Genomic DNA, 19,598 nt, shown 5'->3' with positions numbered 1-19,598 from the left:
TGTCAGAAGTTTTCTTTTACCAGCTTCCGGTGCGCTGTTCCAAATTCCACCAATGCGGCAATCACTTTTTGTGTACTATACGCATGATCCGTGAGTTCATAGGAAACAGTAACCGGTTTCGTATTATTCACCGTTCTCATTACTAAAAAGTTCATTTCCAGCTCCTGCAACTCTTTTGTAAGAACTTTAGGTGTAATGCCCCATACCTGTTCCTCCAGGTCTTTGAAACGCCGGCCGCCCCTGGATAATACCTGTAAGATACATATCTTCCATTTCCCGCTCAGCAGGTCTATTGCATCTCTAAAGGCCAGTCCTTTTGCTTTGCAGGTCTCTTCCGGACCAATGGTTATTAATGACATACTTTTCGAATTTTACTAACTTTCCTAAAGGTAACCCATAGTAAAAGTATAGCAAAATGCTTTGACCTTTGGTTTCCAAAATAACCATTCATATGCAGGCTATTACAGCAACAAATTCAGTACTGGAAATAATATCATCATCCATACCTCTCCCTCAGCCGGATGAAGTATTGGTAAGAACAACGGCGATCGGTATCAATTATGCAGACCTGCTGATACGGAAAGGCATTTACCCTAAACCACAGCCTGTCATGCCCGGAGAGATAGAAGGCGTCATTGAGCAGGTGGGCGGCAATGTAAAACACTTACAGGCAGGCCAGAGAGTAACCGGTTACGCTACAGAAGGTTATGCGGAGTATGCCACCATTCCTGCCAGCCAGGCCTTCCTGGTACCGGATGATCTGCCCACGGGTAATGGTTTGCTGGTACAAGGTTTAACAGCGCAACATCTCCTCTCCCAATCCGGCGCCCCATCATCTATTATCATCACGGCGGCGGCAGGCGGTGTAGGTTCCTTTGCTATTCAGCTGGCAAAACTGAAAGGTATTAAAACCATTATTGCACTCAGCGGCAGCAAAGAAAAACAACAATACACCAGTGCATTAGGAGCAACACATTCACTGCATTACAATGATGTTATAGACATGGAAGCAAATGTGATACTGGATGCAATTGGTGGAGGAACAGCTGCGACGCTGGTTGCTAAACTGGCACCTCATGGAACGATGATCGTATATGGAGGCACAGCTATGCAACCAACGAATATCAACGTACAGCAATTGATGTACCGATCGAATAAGATAATCGGATCTACTATCTACGCTGTATCTTTTGAACAAAAGCAGCAATGGTTTAATGAATTGACCCGCCTGGTAAGAGAAGGCAAACTGGCCTTTCCTTTAACCACCTATCCTTTTGCAGATGCGGCCAAAGCACATCAGGCAATAGAAGGCAGGGAAACAAGGGGTAAGGTAGCGCTCATTGTATAAAGGCGGCTATTTCTTCTACCGTTCGTTTAGCCGTTCTGCCTACGCCGATAATAGTGGCAGAAGCAAAACCCGTCCAGGAGCCGTAGCCTACCAGCCAAAGGCCATCTGCTTCAAGTGCGCGGGTACCTTTGGTGGCTATTTTATGACCGTTAAAAATGGGTGCCAGGTGTGAAAGTGTGGGTTTGAATCCGGTGCAAAAGATCACAATATCAGCCTGTTCTTTACGCCCATCCTTCCAGGCAATACCACCTGGTGTGAAAGTATCGAATGGAGGCAGCCATGTTTTGTATACATTACGTTCCCTGGCTTCCTTTACAGCAGGTACCATCACTATATGCCCCAATGACGGAGGTTGCAGCTCTTCTCCCCGTTGTTTAGCTTCATACAATTGCGTGGCGGCATCAAACAGGTATTTTCCATCTACATGGTCCGGCAGGAATTCCGGGGCATTACGCGTGATCCATAATGTATCTGTTACTGCAGACAGTTCAGCGAGGATCTGCGCCCCGGAATTTCCTTCGCCTACCACGGCTACCCGTTTACCTGAAAATCCGGATGGTCCCATATATTCAGCAGAGTGAAGTACCCTTCCTTTGAATACTTCCCTGCCAGGAATGTCTGGCATAATGGGTGAATGATAACTCCCTGTAGCACTGACCACTGCTTTCGCATAGTAAGTATCCCCGTTTGTATGCACTACAAATAATCCATTCTCTTTGCTTACACGCTTCACTTCTACGGGCCTGATCACCGGTAAGCGATATCTTTCTTCATAAGCAGCCAGGTAATCTACGGCTTCCTGTTTCCCCGGGTAATGCTCTTTTCCACCGGGCATGATCACACCCGGTAATGAACACCATAATGCCGGAGAAAAAAGGGTCAGTGAATCCCATGCATGCTGCCATGCACCACCGGGAGCTTCTTCCCTGTCAAGCATTACATACCTGAGCGCTGTACGCCGTAAATAATAGCCTGTTGCCAGGGCACTTTGCCCGCCTCCTATCACAATTACATCATATGGTTCCATGTGTTTCCAGGTTCTCTTCCACGAATTTCTCACAATATTCTTTAATGAGTTCTCTTACCCTTCTGAATTCTTCCATGTCTGTTGACTTTGCAGGATCAGGAAAATTGTGGTGGAACTTTATTGCTTTAGAGGGAAAAACGGGGCATCGCTCTTTAGTATTATCGCAAACAGTGATCACATAGTCAAAATCAATCCCTGTGTATTCACTGATGTTGTTGGAAGTATGCCCGGAAATGTCTATTCCGTCCTCCGCCATGATAGCGATAGCTTTCGGGTTCACCCCATGTGTTTCCACACCGGCACTGTAAATTTCAGCCTGGCTGCCGGCAAAATACCGGAGATAACCTTCTGCCATCTGGCTCCGGCAACTGTTACCGGTGCAAAGCACTAATACTTTCTGCATGGTTCCTGTTTTAACTGCAGCAATCAGGGCCACATCCACAAACAGGTTTTTCCGCATACACCGTAACACTGTAAATACCTGTACCACTTTCCCTGAATTGTTTTATCTCTTCAGCAGATAAATAAGCGGAAAGGATATCATCCGGAATATGAATTGTCTTTTCTTTCTGAAGCATTATTTTAGAAAAGCCATTCGTTTTGATCAGGTCAAGGTACGTTTGCTTTTGAATTGCACCGGAAACACATCCGGCATACATTTCAGCAGCCTGCTGAATGTTCTCCGGAAGCGCGCCTGCCAGCACGATATCCGAGATACTAAAATGACCTCCGGGTTTTAAAACGCGGTAAATATCCTTCAATACAGCATCCTTATCCGGTACCAGGTTCAACACACAATTGCTCACTACCACATCAGCTATATCGTCCGATACAGGGATGTTTTCTACATCTCCTTCCCGGAACTCCACGTTATTAAAGCCCAGCTTTTCTGCATTCTTCCGGGCCTTTTCCAGCATAGCAGGTGTAAAGTCGATGCCGATCACTTTCCCCGTCTCTCCTGTTTCATGCCGGGCAACAAAACAATCATTCCCTGCACCACTGCCAAGGTCTATAACAGTATCCCCTTTTTTGATCTGCGCAAACTCAGTAGGTAATCCGCATCCCAGCCCCAGGTCTGCATCCGGGTTATAACCTGCTAATGCACCATAATCATCACTCATGATGTTATATACTTCTGTAGAACAGGCGCCGGCACCACAGCAGGATGCCTGATTTTCCGCCTTATCCTGTAAGGCGATCTCCGTGTATTTCTGTTTAACTAATTCCTTCATCGTATTATTGCGATTTATTAGGGTAAAAAAATAGCTAGCAGCATTTACCGCTTAGCGTAATGTCTTTAAAGAAGGATTGAAATATATCATGATATTGTTTCCAGACCTTTGGATTGATGCAATAGCAAACGCTCACCCCATCTATATCTCCCTGGATGATCCCTGCATTCTTCAGTTCTTTTAAATGCTGGGAAGTAGTAGCCTGCGCCAGCCCCAGCTCCTCTACGATATCCCCGCATACACAGGCGTTCTTTTTCACCAGGTATTGCAGGATGGCAATACGCGCCGGATGCGCGAGTGCCTTCGCCATATTGGCTATATCGTTCTGTTGTTTCGTAAAGAGGTCTGTTTTAGTTGCGCCCATATATCGCAATATTACGATAAGGTATTTTATCCACCAAATATTATAAAAGAATACCCCAATTATATAAGTACTCCCCGCCTGAAAGGGCGGAACTTTGTATAAAATAAAAAAAATGTCAACCGCTATCACAAAAGAAACTTTCCCGGTACTGGAAATGACCTGTGCAGCCTGCGCAGTGAGCGTGGAATCCATGCTAAAGTCCGCACCGGGTGTTAAGGATGCGGGTGTGAACTTCGCGAATCAAACAGCCTGGGTGCAATATGACCCTACGGCTGCAACGCCGGAAACCCTTCAAAAAACAGTACGTTCCATTGGTTACGACCTGGTGATAGACAAGGATAACCAGGATGAAGTAAAGGAAGAAGCACAACGCCGCCATTATAATGAAGTAAAACAACGCACCATCTGGTCTTCCATCCTGTCCCTTCCCATTGTGATCATTGGTATGTTCTTTATGGACATGCCTTATGGCAACTGGATCATGATGGTCCTGGCCACACCGGTGGTGTTCTTCTTTGGCCGGAACTTCTTTGTGAATGCCTGGAAACAGCTGAAACATGGCAAAGCCAACATGGATACCCTCGTAGCACTGAGTACAGGCATTGCCTGGATCTTTAGTGCCTTCAATACAATATACCCTGAATTCTGGCACCAGCGCGGTTTACACCCACATGTGTATTTTGAAGCTGCTGCCGTGGTGATCGCTTTCATTTCTTTGGGTAAACTGCTGGAAGAAAAAGCCAAATCCAATACTTCTTCTGCCATTAAAAAGCTCATTGGCCTGCAACCTAAAACAGTACTGCTGGTAGATGCTTCCGGAGATACGAAGGAGATCCCCATTTCCAATGTAATGGTGCAGGATGTGCTGCTCGTTAAACCCGGTGAAAAGATCCCTGTGGATGGTAAGGTGGTGAACGGAGAATCTTATGTGGATGAAAGTATGATCAGCGGCGAACCGGTGCCTGTACTTAAAAAACAGGGAGAAGCCGTATTTGCCGGTACCATCAATCAGAAAGGCAGTTTTCAGTTCAAAGCAGAAAAGGTAGGTGCAGACACTGTGCTGGCACAGATCATTAAAATGGTACAGGAAGCACAGGGTAGTAAAGCACCGGTACAGAAACTGGTGGATAAGATCGCCGGGATCTTTGTGCCGGTAGTGATCGGTATCGCCATCCTTACTTTTATTACCTGGATGGTACTGGGTGGTGAAAATGCTTTCACACATGGCTTACTGACGGCCGTAACGGTATTGGTGATCGCATGCCCCTGTGCGCTTGGACTGGCTACACCTACTGCGATCATGGTAGGCGTTGGTAAAGGCGCTGAAAACAACATCCTTATAAAAGACGCAGAAAGCCTGGAACTGGGGCATAAAGTAAACGCTATCATCCTGGATAAAACAGGTACCATTACAGAAGGTAAACCGGTAGTAACAGACATGATCTGGAATACAACTGCAACGGATCTGAGGTCTGTTCTTTTCACGCTTGAACAACAATCTGAACATCCGCTGGCAGAAGCTGTTGTGAGCTATTTAAAAGTGAAACCCGTAAAACTGGACAGCTTTGAAAGCATTACCGGGCAGGGAATTAAAGGTACTTACGAAGGAAAGACCTACTTCGTGGGTAACAAAAAACTTTTGCCTGTTACGCTTAACCAGATACAGCTTTCACAGGCCGGCGAGTTGCAGGAAGAAGCTAAAACGGTGATCTATTTCGCCAATGAACAGGAGCTGCTCGCCATCATTGCTATTGCAGACAAGATCAAGGAAACTTCCAAAACAGCTATTAACGCCCTTCAGCGGGATGGTATTGAAGTGTACATGCTTACGGGAGACAATGCACATACCGCAGCAGCAGTTGCCCGCAACGTTGGCATCACACAATATAAAGCTGAAGTATTACCGGCTTACAAGGCAGAATTTGTAAAAGAATTACAGCAGGCTGGAAAAGTGGTAGCCATGGTAGGCGATGGTATCAATGACTCGCAGGCGCTGGCTCAGGCAGATGTAAGTATCGCTATGGGTAAAGGTTCTGATATTGCGATGGATGTGGCTAAGATGACGCTGATCACTTCAGACCTGAACAGCATTCCCAAAGCATTAAAGCTTTCCCGTAAAACGGTAGCCACCATTAAACAGAACCTCTTCTGGGCATTCATCTATAACATCATTGGTATTCCGCTGGCGGCCGGTGTGTTATTCCCCGTGAACGGCTTCCTCTTAAACCCGATGATCGCAGGGGCTGCCATGGCACTTAGTTCTGTAAGTGTGGTGAGTAATAGTTTAAGATTAAAAGTGGCTAAACTTTAATAAGTTTAGCCACCTGTTATTTTATCATGGTTCTGTAGCCCCGTTCAGGATCCAGGGCAGATTAAATTTGTGAAACTCAATAGACCGGTTGCTCGTGGAAGAACTTCCCGTATCCTCATTCACTTCTATCAAGGCGCCCACCATAAAATCTGCTGTTTTAGCCATACTGGAATAACCTCCTTTCCCCTGATCAATGGCCTGCTGCTCTGTTAAGTTATCAAAGATCCTTCTGCTGATGGGCCAGGTACCCATTTCATCATAAGTGATCCTGACCCGCATTTTCCCTCTTGTTTCCGTACTGGCAGAGTTGAGGAACATGATGCGGTTAGGATTGTCTGTATACCTTAATACAGAAGCCTGGCAGGCAGGATCTAACAGGTCCGGATCAGAGGTCCATGCAGGGAAGCTGGTGATGGAACCCACTGAGATCCTTCTTCTTTTGGAAAGCTCCCACTGGCTCATAACAGGCCTGTCGTTCCGGATCAGCCCGCCATTTAATTTTTCGATGATAGTGCCTTCACTGGTTCCGGATGGAATGAGTTGATAATGCCAGGTAACACCATGATCATCGCTGTAGATATTCCGGCCAATAGCAGGAATAATAAGCCGGCCTGTTGCGCCTGTTTTACTCTTTTGCACACCAACACCAGGGCCCATGGCATCCCAGGTATAATTGGAAGGCAATAAAGTGGAAGTAAGGTCTTGCTGCGGAGACCAGCTGGCGCCGTTGTTGTCGCTGTAGGATACATATACTTTCCTTTCGCCCCAGCTGTCTATCTTCTGATAACCATCCGTGCCGGATTGGTTATGGTCTCCGCTGTTCCATGACATGAACAGCCATACTCTTCCGGTGGATTGATCTACTACAGCGGTTGGATTACCCCAGGTACCAGGCCCTACACCTACCACTTCTCCCAGTGCAGACCAGGTAGCACCATTGTCTGTGGACCTTTTGTACACCAGGTTAATGTTCCCGTAATCTTTGTTACTGCTCATCCTGCCTTCGGCAAATGCGATGAGTGTGCCGTTGGTGGTCCTGATCAGGGAAGGGATCCTGAAAGAATGATAGCCATCGGAACCGCCGCCATCGAAGATCTTTGCGGAGGTGTGCACCTGTGCGGCAGCCAGCAGTTGGGCATCTGCAACGGCATTCGCTTCATTAGGGCTTAACTTCTCTGAAAGGGTTTGCTGTTTTGTACAGGCAATAGAAAGCACCAGGCATAATGCGCTTATGCCCGCGTTCATTGTTTTTTGCATAACGGGTTTATATTTGGGTTTAAGAAAACTGGTTAACTAGTTCTTCTTCAACTTCACCGCAAATAACAACCAGGTAGCCAGTAACATGGCAACTGCGGATACCTGGTATATGATAGAAAGGTCTATCTGCGCATCCTTGAGAGCGCCACCCACATATACCATCAAACCACCTATAATGGTGCTTAAGAAATTCAGGAATCCATATCCTGTAGCAATGTATCTTCCATCCGCCACCTGCCTTAAGATGGGCATCATGTTCGCATCATTGAAACCTCTTGCCAGTCCAAAGAACAACATGGCAATGATAGCAATGCTGAATATAGTGGTAGAAGCCATCAGGAATAAGAACGGTGCGCCCAGGGTAAAACCAATGATCAGTACATACAAACGCCCCCTGTTGTTCTTACGCGTCCACCTGTCTGCCAGGATACCGCCTAATACAACGCCAATAAAGGAACCTATTTGTATATAACCGGTAGCGGAAATACCGGCTTCTCCCAGGTTAAGATGGAAATGATCTTTGAGGAAGGTTGGCAGCCACCCATACACCAGCCAGTTCACAATGCCCAGTACAGCAAAATATACAAGAAGTATAAAGAAAGAGGCTTTGCTGAATAATTCTTTTAATGCGCCGGTAAGGCTGATGCTTTCTGTTGTAACAGTGGCTGTTCCTTCTTCCGCTGTTTTTTTATAGTCTTTTAAAACGTATAATAATATGATAGAATACACAATCCCAACGATCCCGAATACATGGAAACCGGAACGCCATCCCCACAGCTCAGCAATGTAACCACCCAGGCCACCCAATGCCAGCCCTGCATACAGGCCACTCATATGCAAACCTGTTGCCAGTGAACGTGTACGGCCTTTATGATAATCCGTGATCAAAGCCAGTGCTGCAGGAATATAACAAGCCTCACTCACACCCATCAGGAAACGGGCGGTCAGCATTTCGTAGAAGGAATGCGTGAAGCCTGTCCACAAGGTTACGGCAGACCATACCATTACGCTGAACACAATCACTTTTTTCCTGCTGTACCTGTCCGCAAAGAAACCACCAAATGGGCTGAGAATACCGTACGACCAGAGGAATACAGAGGTCAGCAATCCGAATTGCGCATCTGTAAGGCCGAAATCGGCCACAATAGGATCGCGCATGGAAGTGATCAGTATCCTGTCCAGATAGTTCAAAAAAGCCACTATCCAGAGCATAGCTACAATTGTCCAGGAGTAAAAGGAATGCTTCATGTATCAATGCTGTTTAACAATACCTGTGAGTACTTTAGTGGTACGGATGGTGGGTTTCACTTCACCTCCCGGTATCACTACATTACCGTTCCAAACCGTCAATGTGGTGGTTACCGGCGGTGCTGCCGGCAACTGCCCTCTTACTGACCAGGTATCTGTATGTGTATTATAATTCAATATCTGCCTGGAAAAGCCAGGATGTTGATCTCTTTGTGCTGTGGCGGCTCCATTATCTCCGCCAAAGATCATTAGGTCAAAGGCAGGTGAAGGTGCAGCCACTGTAGCTGAGGGAAGATTAGCCAGTTTCTTCCAGCCATGCTCTGGTGAATATTCGTAAGCATCCCTCAGATAATTCCGAACACCATTCTCCAGTTCCGCGCCACTGAAAAGATAGAAATTTCCATCCAGTGTACCCGTTACCGCGAGCATACGTGAAGGGCCGGGCCATGGTGGCAATACTTTCCAGGCTTTATGTTCCGCAGCAAGGTCCAGCACCCAGCAGTTCTTTTCCGTCTGCAACGCATCCGGTGTTTCAGTACCTCCTGCCACATAGATCACATCACCGATTAACACCCCCGAGGTGTTAGCGATGGTTTTTGGCAGGGAAGGTAAGGCTGTACAGGCAATCCTTCCATCTATGTATTTCAGCATCCATACTTCTGCATGATGCCCCTGCTCACTGCTGCCACCGATGAGGATGCAGGCATCCTTCCAGGTAACCGTAGCGCCGTAGCCTAATGCATGTGGCAGGATACCTGCTGTTTTCCATTCGCCACCCGGTTTTTCCAGCGCAAAGATGTGCTGATGCCATACTTTTTTAGAACCCGTCCAGGGTGTACCGCCATCCGGGAAGTTAGCCCCGCCTGCCACCAGTAAAGTGCCATTGGAAACACCGGCAAAAGAACCGGCAAAACCAACGGGATCAGGAATGGAAGGCAGGCTATCCTGCCATGTCAGGTAATTCTCTTCTAACGTTTCAATAGCCATGTTCAATCTATAAGCTGACGACTCTCTTTCACTACATTGAAAAAGTCTATCTCTTCCAGTGATGCTTTAAAATCTGCTGTTTCCTTTTCGTTCAATGGTTCCAGTGGTAAACGGCAGGTACCTAATTCAAATCCTTCCATTTTCATTATAGCCCTTTGTGCAGGGATGGGTGGATATTTCACCAGGCAACGCACCATATTCACCGCATGCAACTGGGTAGCCGCCGCTTCTTCGCTCATCCCTTCTTCATACAACTTCATTACCTTCAGGTACAATGGCGCCGCAAAAGTGTAGGTGCTGCCGATAGCTCCTTTTGCACCTACTGCCAATGCAGGCAACAGCATTTCATCGTAACCGAATAAGATATCGAACTTACCATTTTTATAATTTACACAAGCATGGTATTCGTGTAAGGTAGCAGCCGTGTATTTGATCCCGGCAAGTGTGGGTATCTGTTTTTCTGCCTGCCTTAAAAATTCGATCATATCCATCGCCACGCCTGTGAGCGCAGGAATGTTGTAATAATAGAACGGTGTGTTAGGTGCTGCAGATGCGATCTGTGCCATGCTTTTCACCAGGTTGCTTACGGAACCGGGTTTGAAATAGAATGCAGCAACAGAAGAAATAGCATCTGCGCCTATCTTTTCAGCATGTGCCGCCAGCTTACGGCATTCAGCAATTGAACTGTGGCCCACATGCACCAGCACCAGGATGCGTTTGCCGGCTGCCTTTACATAAGCTTCTGCAATGGCCATCCTTTCTTCGATGGTGAGATTAGGACCTTCTCCGTTAGTACCGCAAATAAATACGCCAGATAAACCGTCGGCGATCATTTTTTCAACAATAGCAGGAATGATCTCCAGGTTTACTGCACCATCCTCATGATAAGCTGCAAAGGTTGCAGCTATTAATCCGGTAATTTTGTTCATAATAGTTCTTCTAATTGTATGGTTTGGAACACCAGGTCCGCCTGGCTGCTTTCGTATAAGATACCAATGGTATTATTGTCTATGCTGGTTAAACAGGAATAACCTCTGCTCTTCCCTTCGTCCAGTAAGATCTTTTTATGACCCGGCCATGTTTTGCCATCATCGTAACTTACTTTGATGGTCATATGCTGACGGGCTGTTTTTGAATCCGGGTTTGCAAACAACAGTACGGACCTTTTCTTTCCATTTTGTATAAGATCATGCCTGATAATGCTGGCCATGCAGGTGGGTTCCGGCAATGCATTGTGAGAGGTGGGATGTATCACCCAATCCTGCCCCAGGTTAACGGTGGTGGCCACTACCCTGCCATTTGTGCTGCTGGTATCCCTGCTGTTGGCTCCGGAACGCATGTTTAACATGATGCTGCCGTCAGACAATTCTACCGCCATATTTTCTGTAGTGGATTCTTTTGTAGCGGGATTACTTGTTTTCCAGGTGTTACCACCATCTTTACTATAGGTAATGTTGGAGAAAGCTTTGCCCGTTGCATTCCTGCCCTGTGTAGGCATTACAAGCGTTCCGTCTTTCAGCGTAATGCCCTGCCCGGGTGCTGGTGCAAGTAGCCACCAGTCTTCCTGTTTGCACATCCGGGTGATGTTAATGGGTTCGCTCCAGGTTTTTCCGTTATCTGTACTTTTGGTGATCAGGAACTGGGAGGACTGCTTTACATCAAAACCGGGCTGAGAACCTTTGGTCTTCCACTGGTGGTTCCAGTCTTTACTTTCTGCGGTTAATCCTTCCACCCATTTCCCCTTTTCGTTGATCACGCCGTGCATCCATAACCCGGAAATGAAAATGTTGCCGGTGTTTTTATCTACCAGCACATTGGGGTCTGAAACACCATTGAACTGCTGTGGCAAATTACCCCAGGTGCCCATATCCAGCACAATCTGCATCGGCTGCCATGTTTTGCCTTTATCCAGGCTGCGGGATAAACCAATATCGATATTCCCCTGCAGATCGCCTCCTTTATCCCTGCGCACATCATAGATAGCCAGGAGGGTGCCGTCTTTGGCAGTAGCAAGCCCGGGGATCCGGTACGTATGTACCGAATCCTGGTTATGCTGTCTTAATGCAATGCCCAATCTGTTAGTATAATTATCAGCAGGTACTTTTACCGTTCTGTTGTTTAGCTGAACAGTCGTAACGTTGATATTCAGTCGGTCAGTAAGTAATGCCTTAACATCAGGCGTTACCGTTACCCAGAGATAATTTGGTCCCTGGCGGAGCGGCAGGTTGCCTTTAAACGTGATCTTAGCAGCAGCTTTCGCCTCTGCAAAAAGGGGCTTTTCACCTTTCAGGAAAGCGGAATCTGCTCCGGCGTTGAAGATCTTCACATTCCGGATAGCCGCTCCTTTTATGGAGACTTCCATCTGCTGAAGGGTTTCGTTCTCCCCTGCTGCATCAATACGGATGCGTATAACAGGATTGATCTCTTTCCCTTTCAGTACCGGCACCTTATACTTTTTCTGTTCCTGCGCCATCATCAAAACGGGCAGTAAACATAGTGCGCTCAATATCCTCTTTGCTCCTGTCATATATTAGTATCCAAAGGTTTGTACCATTTTAAAGTTCTTGTTCACTTCACTTTGTGGTAAAGGCAGCAGGTTATACCTGGTGTTCCATACACGGGTACTGGTCCTTGTACGTGCATAGAATGCCACATCGCCCAAACCGGCACCGGTGAATACGTTCATACCATGAAATTCTCCACCCTGGCGGCCTTCCGGTTCAGTTACGATCTTCCATCTGCGCACATCAAAGAAGCGGTGCCCTTCGTATGCCAGCTCAATACAACGTTCCCTTTGGATCAGCTTACGCATGGTAGCCTGGTCTAATCCTGCAGCTACAGCAGGGATCCCTCCACGCACACGGATAAAGTTCAGGTAAGTGAGTACATCCGGATTAGTAGGATCGGATTCGTTCAATGCTTCTGCATAGTTGAGGTACAATTCACCGAGACGAATGTACATAGCAGGCCGTACTACGTTACCGGCATTGGATTGAAGGTTCCTGCTGGCATTGGTGTTCTTACGCACGAGGTAACCTGTTTTAGGATACATGGTTTGGGTACCATTACCGTTGCCGGAATTACCATCAGGCCAGTATTCCACTCTTGTAAGTCCTGTTTTAGGCACAAAGGGAATGGTAGAACCATTGAAAGTAACATTGGTATAGAAGCGTGGCTCCCTGTTCACATACATATTAGAAGTACCGGCTACATAGAAGTTGGCTTTTGCGGTAGCAGTAAAACCTGTTTCCACGTAATTGCTGCCGGCTTCGTCAATGCGGCGCCCGTTGATCATCCTGTACATATCCACCATTTCCTGTGGCATAGACAGTACGGCTACTGTTTTAGTACCATTTACGGCACGCGGGGCACAATGTTCTTCCCATACGGCATAACCGGTAACTGTTCTTAACCAGATACCTTCGTCTGCCCATCCTGTTAAGAATAACCCCCTGTGAGAATTCACTGCTGCGAGGAATGGATCTGCATTGGTTACCGCATATAATTTCCTTCCGTTCGTTACGGCATGATCGATCGCTATTTTAGCTGCAGTGGCAGCACGTGCCCATTTCTGAGGATCAGCTGTGAGGTTCATCAGTTCTTTGCCATCTGTATTTTTGAAACCGGCATAATCAGGGTTACCATTAAAGAGCGGGCTGGCATCATATAACAACACCTGGCTCTTCACCGCTTCCACGATCAGTTTGGTGATGCGGCCGGTTTGGGTAAGATCATCCGCGCCGGAAGAAGGTACAATGTGTTTCTCAGGCACCATGTCTTTAGCAGCATCCATTTCCGCGAGGATGTAATCCACACATTCGCTCCAGGTATTCCTGGGTAACTGGAAGTCGTCATCCACACCGGCAATCTTATCACCTACCAATACTACAGGGCCGTAGAACCTGATCAGCATCCAGTAATAGTAAGCTCTCAGGAAACGCGCTTCTCCTTTATACTGCTGGATCAGCTCCGCACCATTGGGTTCCAGCAAAAGATTGGTTTTGCTGTTCTCAATATTGGCCATGAATATATTGGCCAGGCGGATAGCCTGGTAATAAGAAGTATACACATTGATACTGCTGCTGCCATTGATGGTTCCTGCTGCAATAATGGAAGGTGAATTCAGTTCCAGCTCATCGCAAAGCTCGCCCAATCCCCTGCCGGTAACAGTTCCGTCTGCCCATACATCCGGCAGGCGGTTGTATACGCCGGAAAGCCAGCTTTCTGCTTCCAGTTTATTCTGGAATACCATTTCAATGGTTTGCAGGTCTTTAGGGGCACCATCAAAGAAACCTTTTTTACATCCGGTAGACAGTAATAAAGTGATGCTGAGTAATGCGGTATATTTTGTGATATGATATCTCATGATAGTATTCTTATGATATTAAAAACTAGCCCTTACACCAAAATTGTACGCCTTCGTATTCGGATAAGATTCTCCCCGGGTATAGTTCGTTGAACTGGTACCGGTATCGTTCAGCTCAGGATCCCAGTATTTCCATTTAGACCATGTGAGCAGGTTGGTGCCGTTCAGGAAAACACGGAGATTACTGATACCAATACGTTTGGTAAGTGTAGCACTTAATGTATAACCGATCTCTGCACTCTTCAGCCTTACAAAGTCTGATGGTTTCAGCCACCAGGTACTGTTCAGGTAGTTGGAGTTAGGGTCCTGGTTGGTATTCATCCTTGGATAAAATGCATTCGGGTTAGGATTCTCTTCTGTCCACCGGTCTGTTGCCATGCTCATCAAACCTGCGCTGATAGGGCCTTGTGCAAATGGTGTTGTTCCATCTCCCATGCCATAGCTCAGCCATGTTTTTCCTGTACCTTGTATAAAGGCGCCGATGTCAAAACCTTTCCAGCCAAACTGAAGGTTCACACCGTACATCATTTTAGGTGTACCGGACACGTCTATCCGTGCAATGTCGTTCGCATCGATCACGCCATCTTCGTTCAGGTCTTTATATTTGATATCGCCGGGGCGGATATCACCTGTTTGCTTGGCTGACCTGTCGATCTCTGCCTGGTCTTTAAAGAGCCCTTCAGCGATGTACAGCGTTTTAGCATCTACCTGTTTGCCTTTCCACTCCATCCATGGATAACGCTGCGGGGGAAGACCGTCCTGCAGGTTGGTGTTATCGTTAAAGGTGAAGGTTCCGGTAACGTTTATCCAGCGTTGTTTAGAAAGTGTTTTCTTATACGTCATGGTTACATCTATCCCTTTGTTCAGCACAATACCAATGTTGCGGGTAGGGTTCACACTGCCAAAACCTGACAGGCCGGGAATGGTCTGATCTGCTCTCAGGATGCCTTTACGCATCTCCCTGAACAGTTCTGTTACGATCTTCAGATCGTTCTTCAGGAAGTTCATTTCTATACCCAGGTTGTGACGGTAAGAAGTTTCCCATGAAGGATCTGTAGCGATCTGTGATTCAGCATATCCGCTGTAAGCAGGAGACAGTGCAGTAGGTGTACCAAACTGGTAGCCGGTTGCAGCTGTTTTTGCCAGTTGCGTGAGGTAAAGGAAACGGGTACTGAAACCACCATTACCGGTCAAACCATAACTATACCTTATTTTGAAGTAAGGCATGATGTCTTTTAACGGCTCATAGAATTTCTCGTTCGAAATGATGTAACCTACCCCTGCAGATGGGAAGAAACCAAACCTGTTACTGGGGCTGAAGTTCTCAGAACCGGTGTAACCAAAGTTTCCTTCCAGGAAGTAACGGTTATCATAACCGTAAGTAACCCTTCCGGTAAGACCGCGGTTGCGGAATGGTACGGAAGAAGTAAAGGTGGTGGCATTTCCGTCTATGTATTCAGACTGGTTAAAAAGCAGCAGACCACCGAACTCATGTTTACCGAAAGTACGGCCATAGTTCAGGGATGCTTCTGAATACATGCGCCTGGTGGAACTCCGGGCGGAATAGTAAGTCAGCGCCCCGTTGGCATCGCGGGTAAGCTGGTAGATCAGCTCACCGTCCGCATCACGGCCTGTAGCGTATACGGATGGACCGGAACGGGTGGTTGCCGTTGTACCGTCTGTATAAATATCAAAAGAGAATAAGCCGGAGAAGGATAATCCTTTCGTGATGAAATCAAGGTCTTGTTTCAGCCTTAAGTTCGGACGAATGGTGGCGGAATAATCGTTGGTGGCACCCTGGTCAAATGCAATTTTGCTGGGACTGCTGAAACCGCCGGGATATTGTGAATACACGCCATTCGGATACCTGCCTGGCATGATGTGCGGAGGAACACGTAATACCTGTAAGAACAGGTTGTTGAGTGCATTCACGTCTGCACCACCCCAAACACCATTCCTGTTATCGATGATAGCAGCCATACCCAGGTCTACCTTGGTAGTGGCGGTTACATTCACACCAATGTTGGCGGTGAAGTTGTAACGTTTGTAATAAGACTTCGTGTCGTAACTTTTCTGATCTGAAGGAATATCGCGCAGCATACCGGTTTCCCTGTAATAACCAGCGGAGATATAGTAAGTAGCCCTGTCTGAACCACCACTGATGTTTACGTTTGCCCTTTGTGTTACACCTGCTTTCCTGAAGATCTCATCATACCAGTTCACGTTAGGATATAATTCAGGATCGGTACCGTTCCTGTGCATTGCTATACGTTCATCCGTATACAATGCAGGTCTTCCCCTATTGGTCAAACCTTCGTTATACAAGGTCATCCAGGTGGGAGCATCTACCAGTTTCGGGACCTGCACCAATTGGGTCATCCCCTGGTTCAGTTCAAATTTAACAGCAGGTTTACCAGCTACCCCTTTTTTGGTGGTGATGATGATAACGCCGTTTGCACCACGTGTACCGTATACGGCTGTGGATACTGCATCTTTCAATACAGTGAAGGTCTGAATGTCTTCAGGATCTACATCATTCAAAGCCCTGTCCGGCACCCCGTCGATAATGATCAGGGGCGTACGGGTGCTGGTACCAAAAGTAGCCACCCCTCTAACCAGGAAACCGGAGTTATCCTGACCAGGGCCGCCACCTCTTGAGGTGGTGATCATACCCGAGATCCTTCCACCCAGGGTACTGGCGATATCTCTTATGGGTAACTTGATGTCGTCTACATCCAGGGTTGACTGTGCACCAATTACGCTGATCTTTTTCTGCTGGCCGTAACCAACAATACTTACTTCATTCAAACCACCAGCGGTGGCTTCTAATTTTACGTTCAGGTCTACCCTGTTCCGTACGGCATAACGGATCGTTTTGTAACCCACATAAGAGAACTCGAGCGAGTCTGTGGGGCTCACATTGATCAGGTATTTTCCGTCTGCGTCAGTTACTGTACCAAGGCGGGTACCGGAGATCCTAACGCTGGCCCCGATCACCGGTCCATCCAATTCAGTTGTCACTTTACCAGAAACTTTCAATACTCTGTCCTGGGCATTAGCTTCTGCACCAAGAAGGAAGATGGATAGGGAGAGGAGGCATAAGAGCCTGGGAGTATACCCGGCGAGATAGCTGAGTAGCTTTTTATTCATAACTGGAAATGATTGATTTGGTTAATAGTACTTATGTAGTACATATCAAAAGTGGGAAGTATTTCTTATTAATCCAAATTATTTTTTGTGCCTGGTAAGGGGAACTTATTGAAATCAGCCAGCAGAGGGGATCTGCTGGCTGGCTGACCAGGGGAAGGTTAGTCTTTTTTACTGATCCATTCGCGGTTGAACCTTTTCAGCACCATGCTATAGTTGAAACCTGTGCCGGCATTGGTTTCATAAAGGCAATACACGGTACCGTCCGGCCCAACAGCAACATCGGAATAACCGGATGCGCCGGGGTTCAGGACCTTTTGCAGGGGCCATGTTTGCCCTTCATCGCTGCTGACCTTTACGGTGAGGTTCCTGCGGTTGCCTTTTGCAGTGTCCTTACTATCCGGGTTGATAAATAACAGGTCCTGGCCGAACCTTATGATCGTAGCCATGCAGATGGGTTCAAACAGCTCTTCATCAAAAACAGGTTTGGTCCATCCGCTGATACCATCGGGGCTATAGCTCACACCTCTGCGGTGTATCTCGGTTACGTTGCGGATGTTGAGCATTACGCGCCCGTCTTTTAACTGCATCGGCATGGTTTCGCTGGGGTTTTTAAACTCAGGGGAATTATCTGAAACGATGGCGCCGCGTTTCCAGGTTTTTCCCAGATCGTCGCTGTAGATGGTGGCAATGCAGGATGGTGCATGCGCCCTCCTGGGTGTGGTTTTGGTGGGGTTTGCCATCCAAACTGCGGCGAGCAAACGTCCATTGGTCATCTGGATGGCATGGCCGGGGCCTGGCGCTAATACAGACCAGTTGTATTCCGGTTTGAAGGCATCAAATGCATAGGTGATATCTGTTGCTTCGCTCCAGGTCTGGCCATCGTCTTTGGAGAAAGTATAATAGGCTTTGGCGTAATCACGCTGGTACAATAAATGGATGGTACCATCCTTATCCACGATGGGTGTTGCGTTGCTGGTTGGTTGCCCGCTTACTTTCGGGGCAATGATCACGTTCGGTTGCCAGGTTTTTCCGCCGTCGGTGCTTCTTTTCATGATCATATCCATATCCGCCCAATCGCTGGCAGTGCCGATCCTTCCTTCGCAAAATGCCAGCAGTGTTCCTTTTTTTGTGATCACTAATGCCGGGATGCGCATGGAGGCATAAGGGCCGCCGGGTTCGAAGACCAGTGAGCTATCGAAGAGCGGTGCTTTGGAACTGATGGTGCGCGTGGTTTTGCAGCTGAATGTTATGAATGCGATAGCTATTAAAAAGTATTTCTGCACAGTGCTTTATTTTGTTACGTTAAAAACTTCCGGTAAAATCTGCCTGCATTGTTCCCTGACGAGTGCCACATCTTCTTCCGGTATCCATCTGTAAGGCCAGCGTAAACGGGTGCTGATAGGGCTCCAGGCGCCTACTGCTGCCATAAATTTATCTACAGCCTGGTTGGCGTATCCCTTATCTCTGATATAGGGAACAATGCAATCATTCATAAACTGCTGGATCCTGGTTTCCAGTTCAAATGCTGCAGGCTCTCCCCTTTTGATGCTGTTATACCATTGCTGTGCGAACAGTGGATTTAAGCAGGCCACATTTGAATAAGCACCATGTGCGCCACGGGAAACACCTGTTGCTAAATGATGGCCGGGGATAAATACGGAGAAAGGGACCGGCAGTTGTTTCATCTCTTCATACCATTGCTCATCGCCGCCGGGGACTTTACAACCCACCAAAGGGATACCAGCATCCAGGATCTCTTTAAAATCCTTCGGCAGCAATTTCTTTTTGGAATGCGGCGGATTATATAATACCAGGCCGATCGGTGCTGCCACTTCAGCCATTACCTTTAAATAATCAATGATCTCCGGCATGGTGGGGATGAACCAATCCGGCAGGATGATCTGTATGGCAGAGGGTTGCAGGGCCTTTGCACGTTTCAGTCTTTCGCGGGATATTTCCGGGCTCATGTGTGAGCAGCCTACCTGAAATGGCATACCTGCGGCGTTGCATTTTGCAGCCAGCAGGGTGTTCACTTTATCGAATTCCTCCTCCGTTTGATTATAGAATTCTCCGGCGGTGCCGTTGGAATAGATCCCGTCTACCTCATAGGCGATCAGGGTGTCTATTTCCTGCTCCAGCTGGGCATAATTGATGCTATCGTCGTTGTTCAGGGGTAACAGCAGGGTTGCCCAGTTGCCATATATCCCGTTTGCGCTTAATACTTTCATTAGGTCATTATGTAGTACATATCAAAAATAGGAAGTGCTTCTTAGAAATCCTAATTGTATAAAAGGAATCAGGAATTATG

At 47.2% G+C, this 19,598-nt stretch carries 16 protein-coding genes; 2 read left to right on the top strand and 14 right to left on the bottom strand.

Translation table 11 applies throughout. From position 1 onward, the window contains the following. Positions 1 to 2: 2 nt before the first annotated feature. A complete protein-coding gene (locus tag BUR42_RS05880) occupies positions 3 to 359 on the bottom strand; it encodes a winged helix-turn-helix transcriptional regulator (protein ID WP_074238331.1) in 357 nt (118 codons plus the stop codon). A gap of 92 nt (positions 360 to 451) precedes the next feature. Here BUR42_RS05880 and BUR42_RS05875 point away from each other — a divergent pair, with 92 nt between their 5' ends. Continuing rightward, entirely contained in the window at positions 452 to 1,348 is an 897-nt protein-coding gene (locus BUR42_RS05875; protein ID WP_074238330.1) for a quinone oxidoreductase family protein, read from the top strand. Here BUR42_RS05875 and BUR42_RS05870 read toward each other — a convergent pair. Genes BUR42_RS05870 through BUR42_RS05855 form a run of 4 tightly spaced genes read right to left on the bottom strand, consistent with a single transcriptional unit; the run spans position 1,338 to position 3,971 of the window. Beyond that, on the bottom strand, positions 1,338 to 2,375 hold the full coding sequence (locus BUR42_RS05870; RefSeq protein WP_074238329.1) for an ArsO family NAD(P)H-dependent flavin-containing monooxygenase: 1,038 nt from the start codon (positions 2,373 to 2,375) through the stop codon (positions 1,338 to 1,340). The genes BUR42_RS05875 and BUR42_RS05870 overlap by 11 nt on opposite strands. Continuing rightward, positions 2,362 to 2,778, bottom strand: a complete 417-nt coding sequence (locus BUR42_RS05865) for an arsenate reductase ArsC (protein ID WP_074240471.1) — start codon at positions 2,776 to 2,778, stop codon at positions 2,362 to 2,364. Before BUR42_RS05865 ends, BUR42_RS05870 begins: the two co-directional genes overlap by 14 nt. Positions 2,779 to 2,788: 10 nt before the next feature. Further along, entirely contained in the window at positions 2,789 to 3,607 is an 819-nt protein-coding gene (locus BUR42_RS05860) for an arsenite methyltransferase (protein WP_074238328.1), read from the bottom strand. Between the two features lie 34 nt (positions 3,608 to 3,641). Beyond that, positions 3,642 to 3,971 carry an ArsR/SmtB family transcription factor gene (locus BUR42_RS05855; RefSeq protein WP_074238327.1) on the bottom strand — a complete coding sequence of 110 codons (330 nt, stop codon included), beginning with the start codon at positions 3,969 to 3,971 and terminating at the stop codon, positions 3,642 to 3,644. Positions 3,972 to 4,083: 112 nt separating this feature from the next. Here BUR42_RS05855 and BUR42_RS05850 point away from each other — a divergent pair, with 112 nt between their 5' ends. Beyond that, positions 4,084 to 6,282 carry a heavy metal translocating P-type ATPase gene (locus tag BUR42_RS05850; protein ID WP_074238326.1) on the top strand — a complete coding sequence of 733 codons (2,199 nt, stop codon included), beginning with the start codon at positions 4,084 to 4,086 and terminating at the stop codon, positions 6,280 to 6,282. 24 nt (positions 6,283 to 6,306) lie between these two features. Here BUR42_RS05850 and BUR42_RS05845 read toward each other — a convergent pair whose 3' ends face one another. From BUR42_RS05845 to BUR42_RS05805, 9 genes are all read right to left on the bottom strand, one after another. Further along, the gene (locus BUR42_RS05845; RefSeq protein WP_074238325.1) at positions 6,307 to 7,539 is read right to left on the bottom strand and encodes a sialidase family protein; all 1,233 of its coding nucleotides are present in this window, start codon (positions 7,537 to 7,539) and stop codon (positions 6,307 to 6,309) included. 36 nt (positions 7,540 to 7,575) lie between these two features. Continuing rightward, positions 7,576 to 8,787 carry an MFS transporter gene (locus BUR42_RS05840; protein ID WP_074238324.1) on the bottom strand — a complete coding sequence of 404 codons (1,212 nt, stop codon included), beginning with the start codon at positions 8,785 to 8,787 and terminating at the stop codon, positions 7,576 to 7,578. 3 nt (positions 8,788 to 8,790) lie between these two features. Beyond that, positions 8,791 to 9,774 (bottom strand): galactose oxidase, encoded by a 984-nt coding sequence (locus BUR42_RS05835; protein ID WP_074240470.1) that lies wholly within the window; start codon positions 9,772 to 9,774, stop codon positions 8,791 to 8,793. Between the two features lie 2 nt (positions 9,775 to 9,776). After that, the gene (locus BUR42_RS05830) at positions 9,777 to 10,703 is read right to left on the bottom strand and encodes a dihydrodipicolinate synthase family protein (protein WP_074238323.1); all 927 of its coding nucleotides are present in this window, start codon (positions 10,701 to 10,703) and stop codon (positions 9,777 to 9,779) included. Beyond that, on the bottom strand, positions 10,700 to 12,301 hold the full coding sequence (locus BUR42_RS05825) for a sialidase family protein (protein WP_074238322.1): 1,602 nt from the start codon (positions 12,299 to 12,301) through the stop codon (positions 10,700 to 10,702). The genes BUR42_RS05830 and BUR42_RS05825 overlap by 4 nt, the downstream gene beginning before the upstream one ends. Positions 12,302 to 12,304: 3 nt before the next feature. Further along, the gene (locus BUR42_RS05820; protein WP_074238321.1) at positions 12,305 to 14,140 is read right to left on the bottom strand and encodes a RagB/SusD family nutrient uptake outer membrane protein; all 1,836 of its coding nucleotides are present in this window, start codon (positions 14,138 to 14,140) and stop codon (positions 12,305 to 12,307) included. 18 nt (positions 14,141 to 14,158) lie between these two features. Next, a complete protein-coding gene (locus BUR42_RS05815; protein WP_074238320.1) occupies positions 14,159 to 17,290 on the bottom strand; it encodes a SusC/RagA family TonB-linked outer membrane protein in 3,132 nt (1,043 codons plus the stop codon). A 158-nt stretch (positions 17,291 to 17,448) separates the two neighbouring features. Continuing rightward, positions 17,449 to 18,573: a sialidase family protein gene (locus BUR42_RS05810; RefSeq protein WP_074238319.1), complete on the bottom strand. Its 1,125-nt coding sequence runs from the start codon at positions 18,571 to 18,573 to the stop codon at positions 17,449 to 17,451. Between the two features lie 6 nt (positions 18,574 to 18,579). Next, on the bottom strand, positions 18,580 to 19,518 hold the full coding sequence (locus BUR42_RS05805) for a dihydrodipicolinate synthase family protein (protein ID WP_074238318.1): 939 nt from the start codon (positions 19,516 to 19,518) through the stop codon (positions 18,580 to 18,582). Between the last annotated feature and the right edge of the window lie 80 nt (positions 19,519 to 19,598).

The organism is Chitinophaga niabensis (assembly GCF_900129465.1).
Lineage (GTDB): Bacteria > Bacteroidota > Bacteroidia > Chitinophagales > Chitinophagaceae > Chitinophaga > Chitinophaga niabensis.
The sequence above is the reverse complement of the archived record's forward strand: the minus strand, read 5'-3'. Positions and strand labels throughout refer to the sequence as shown.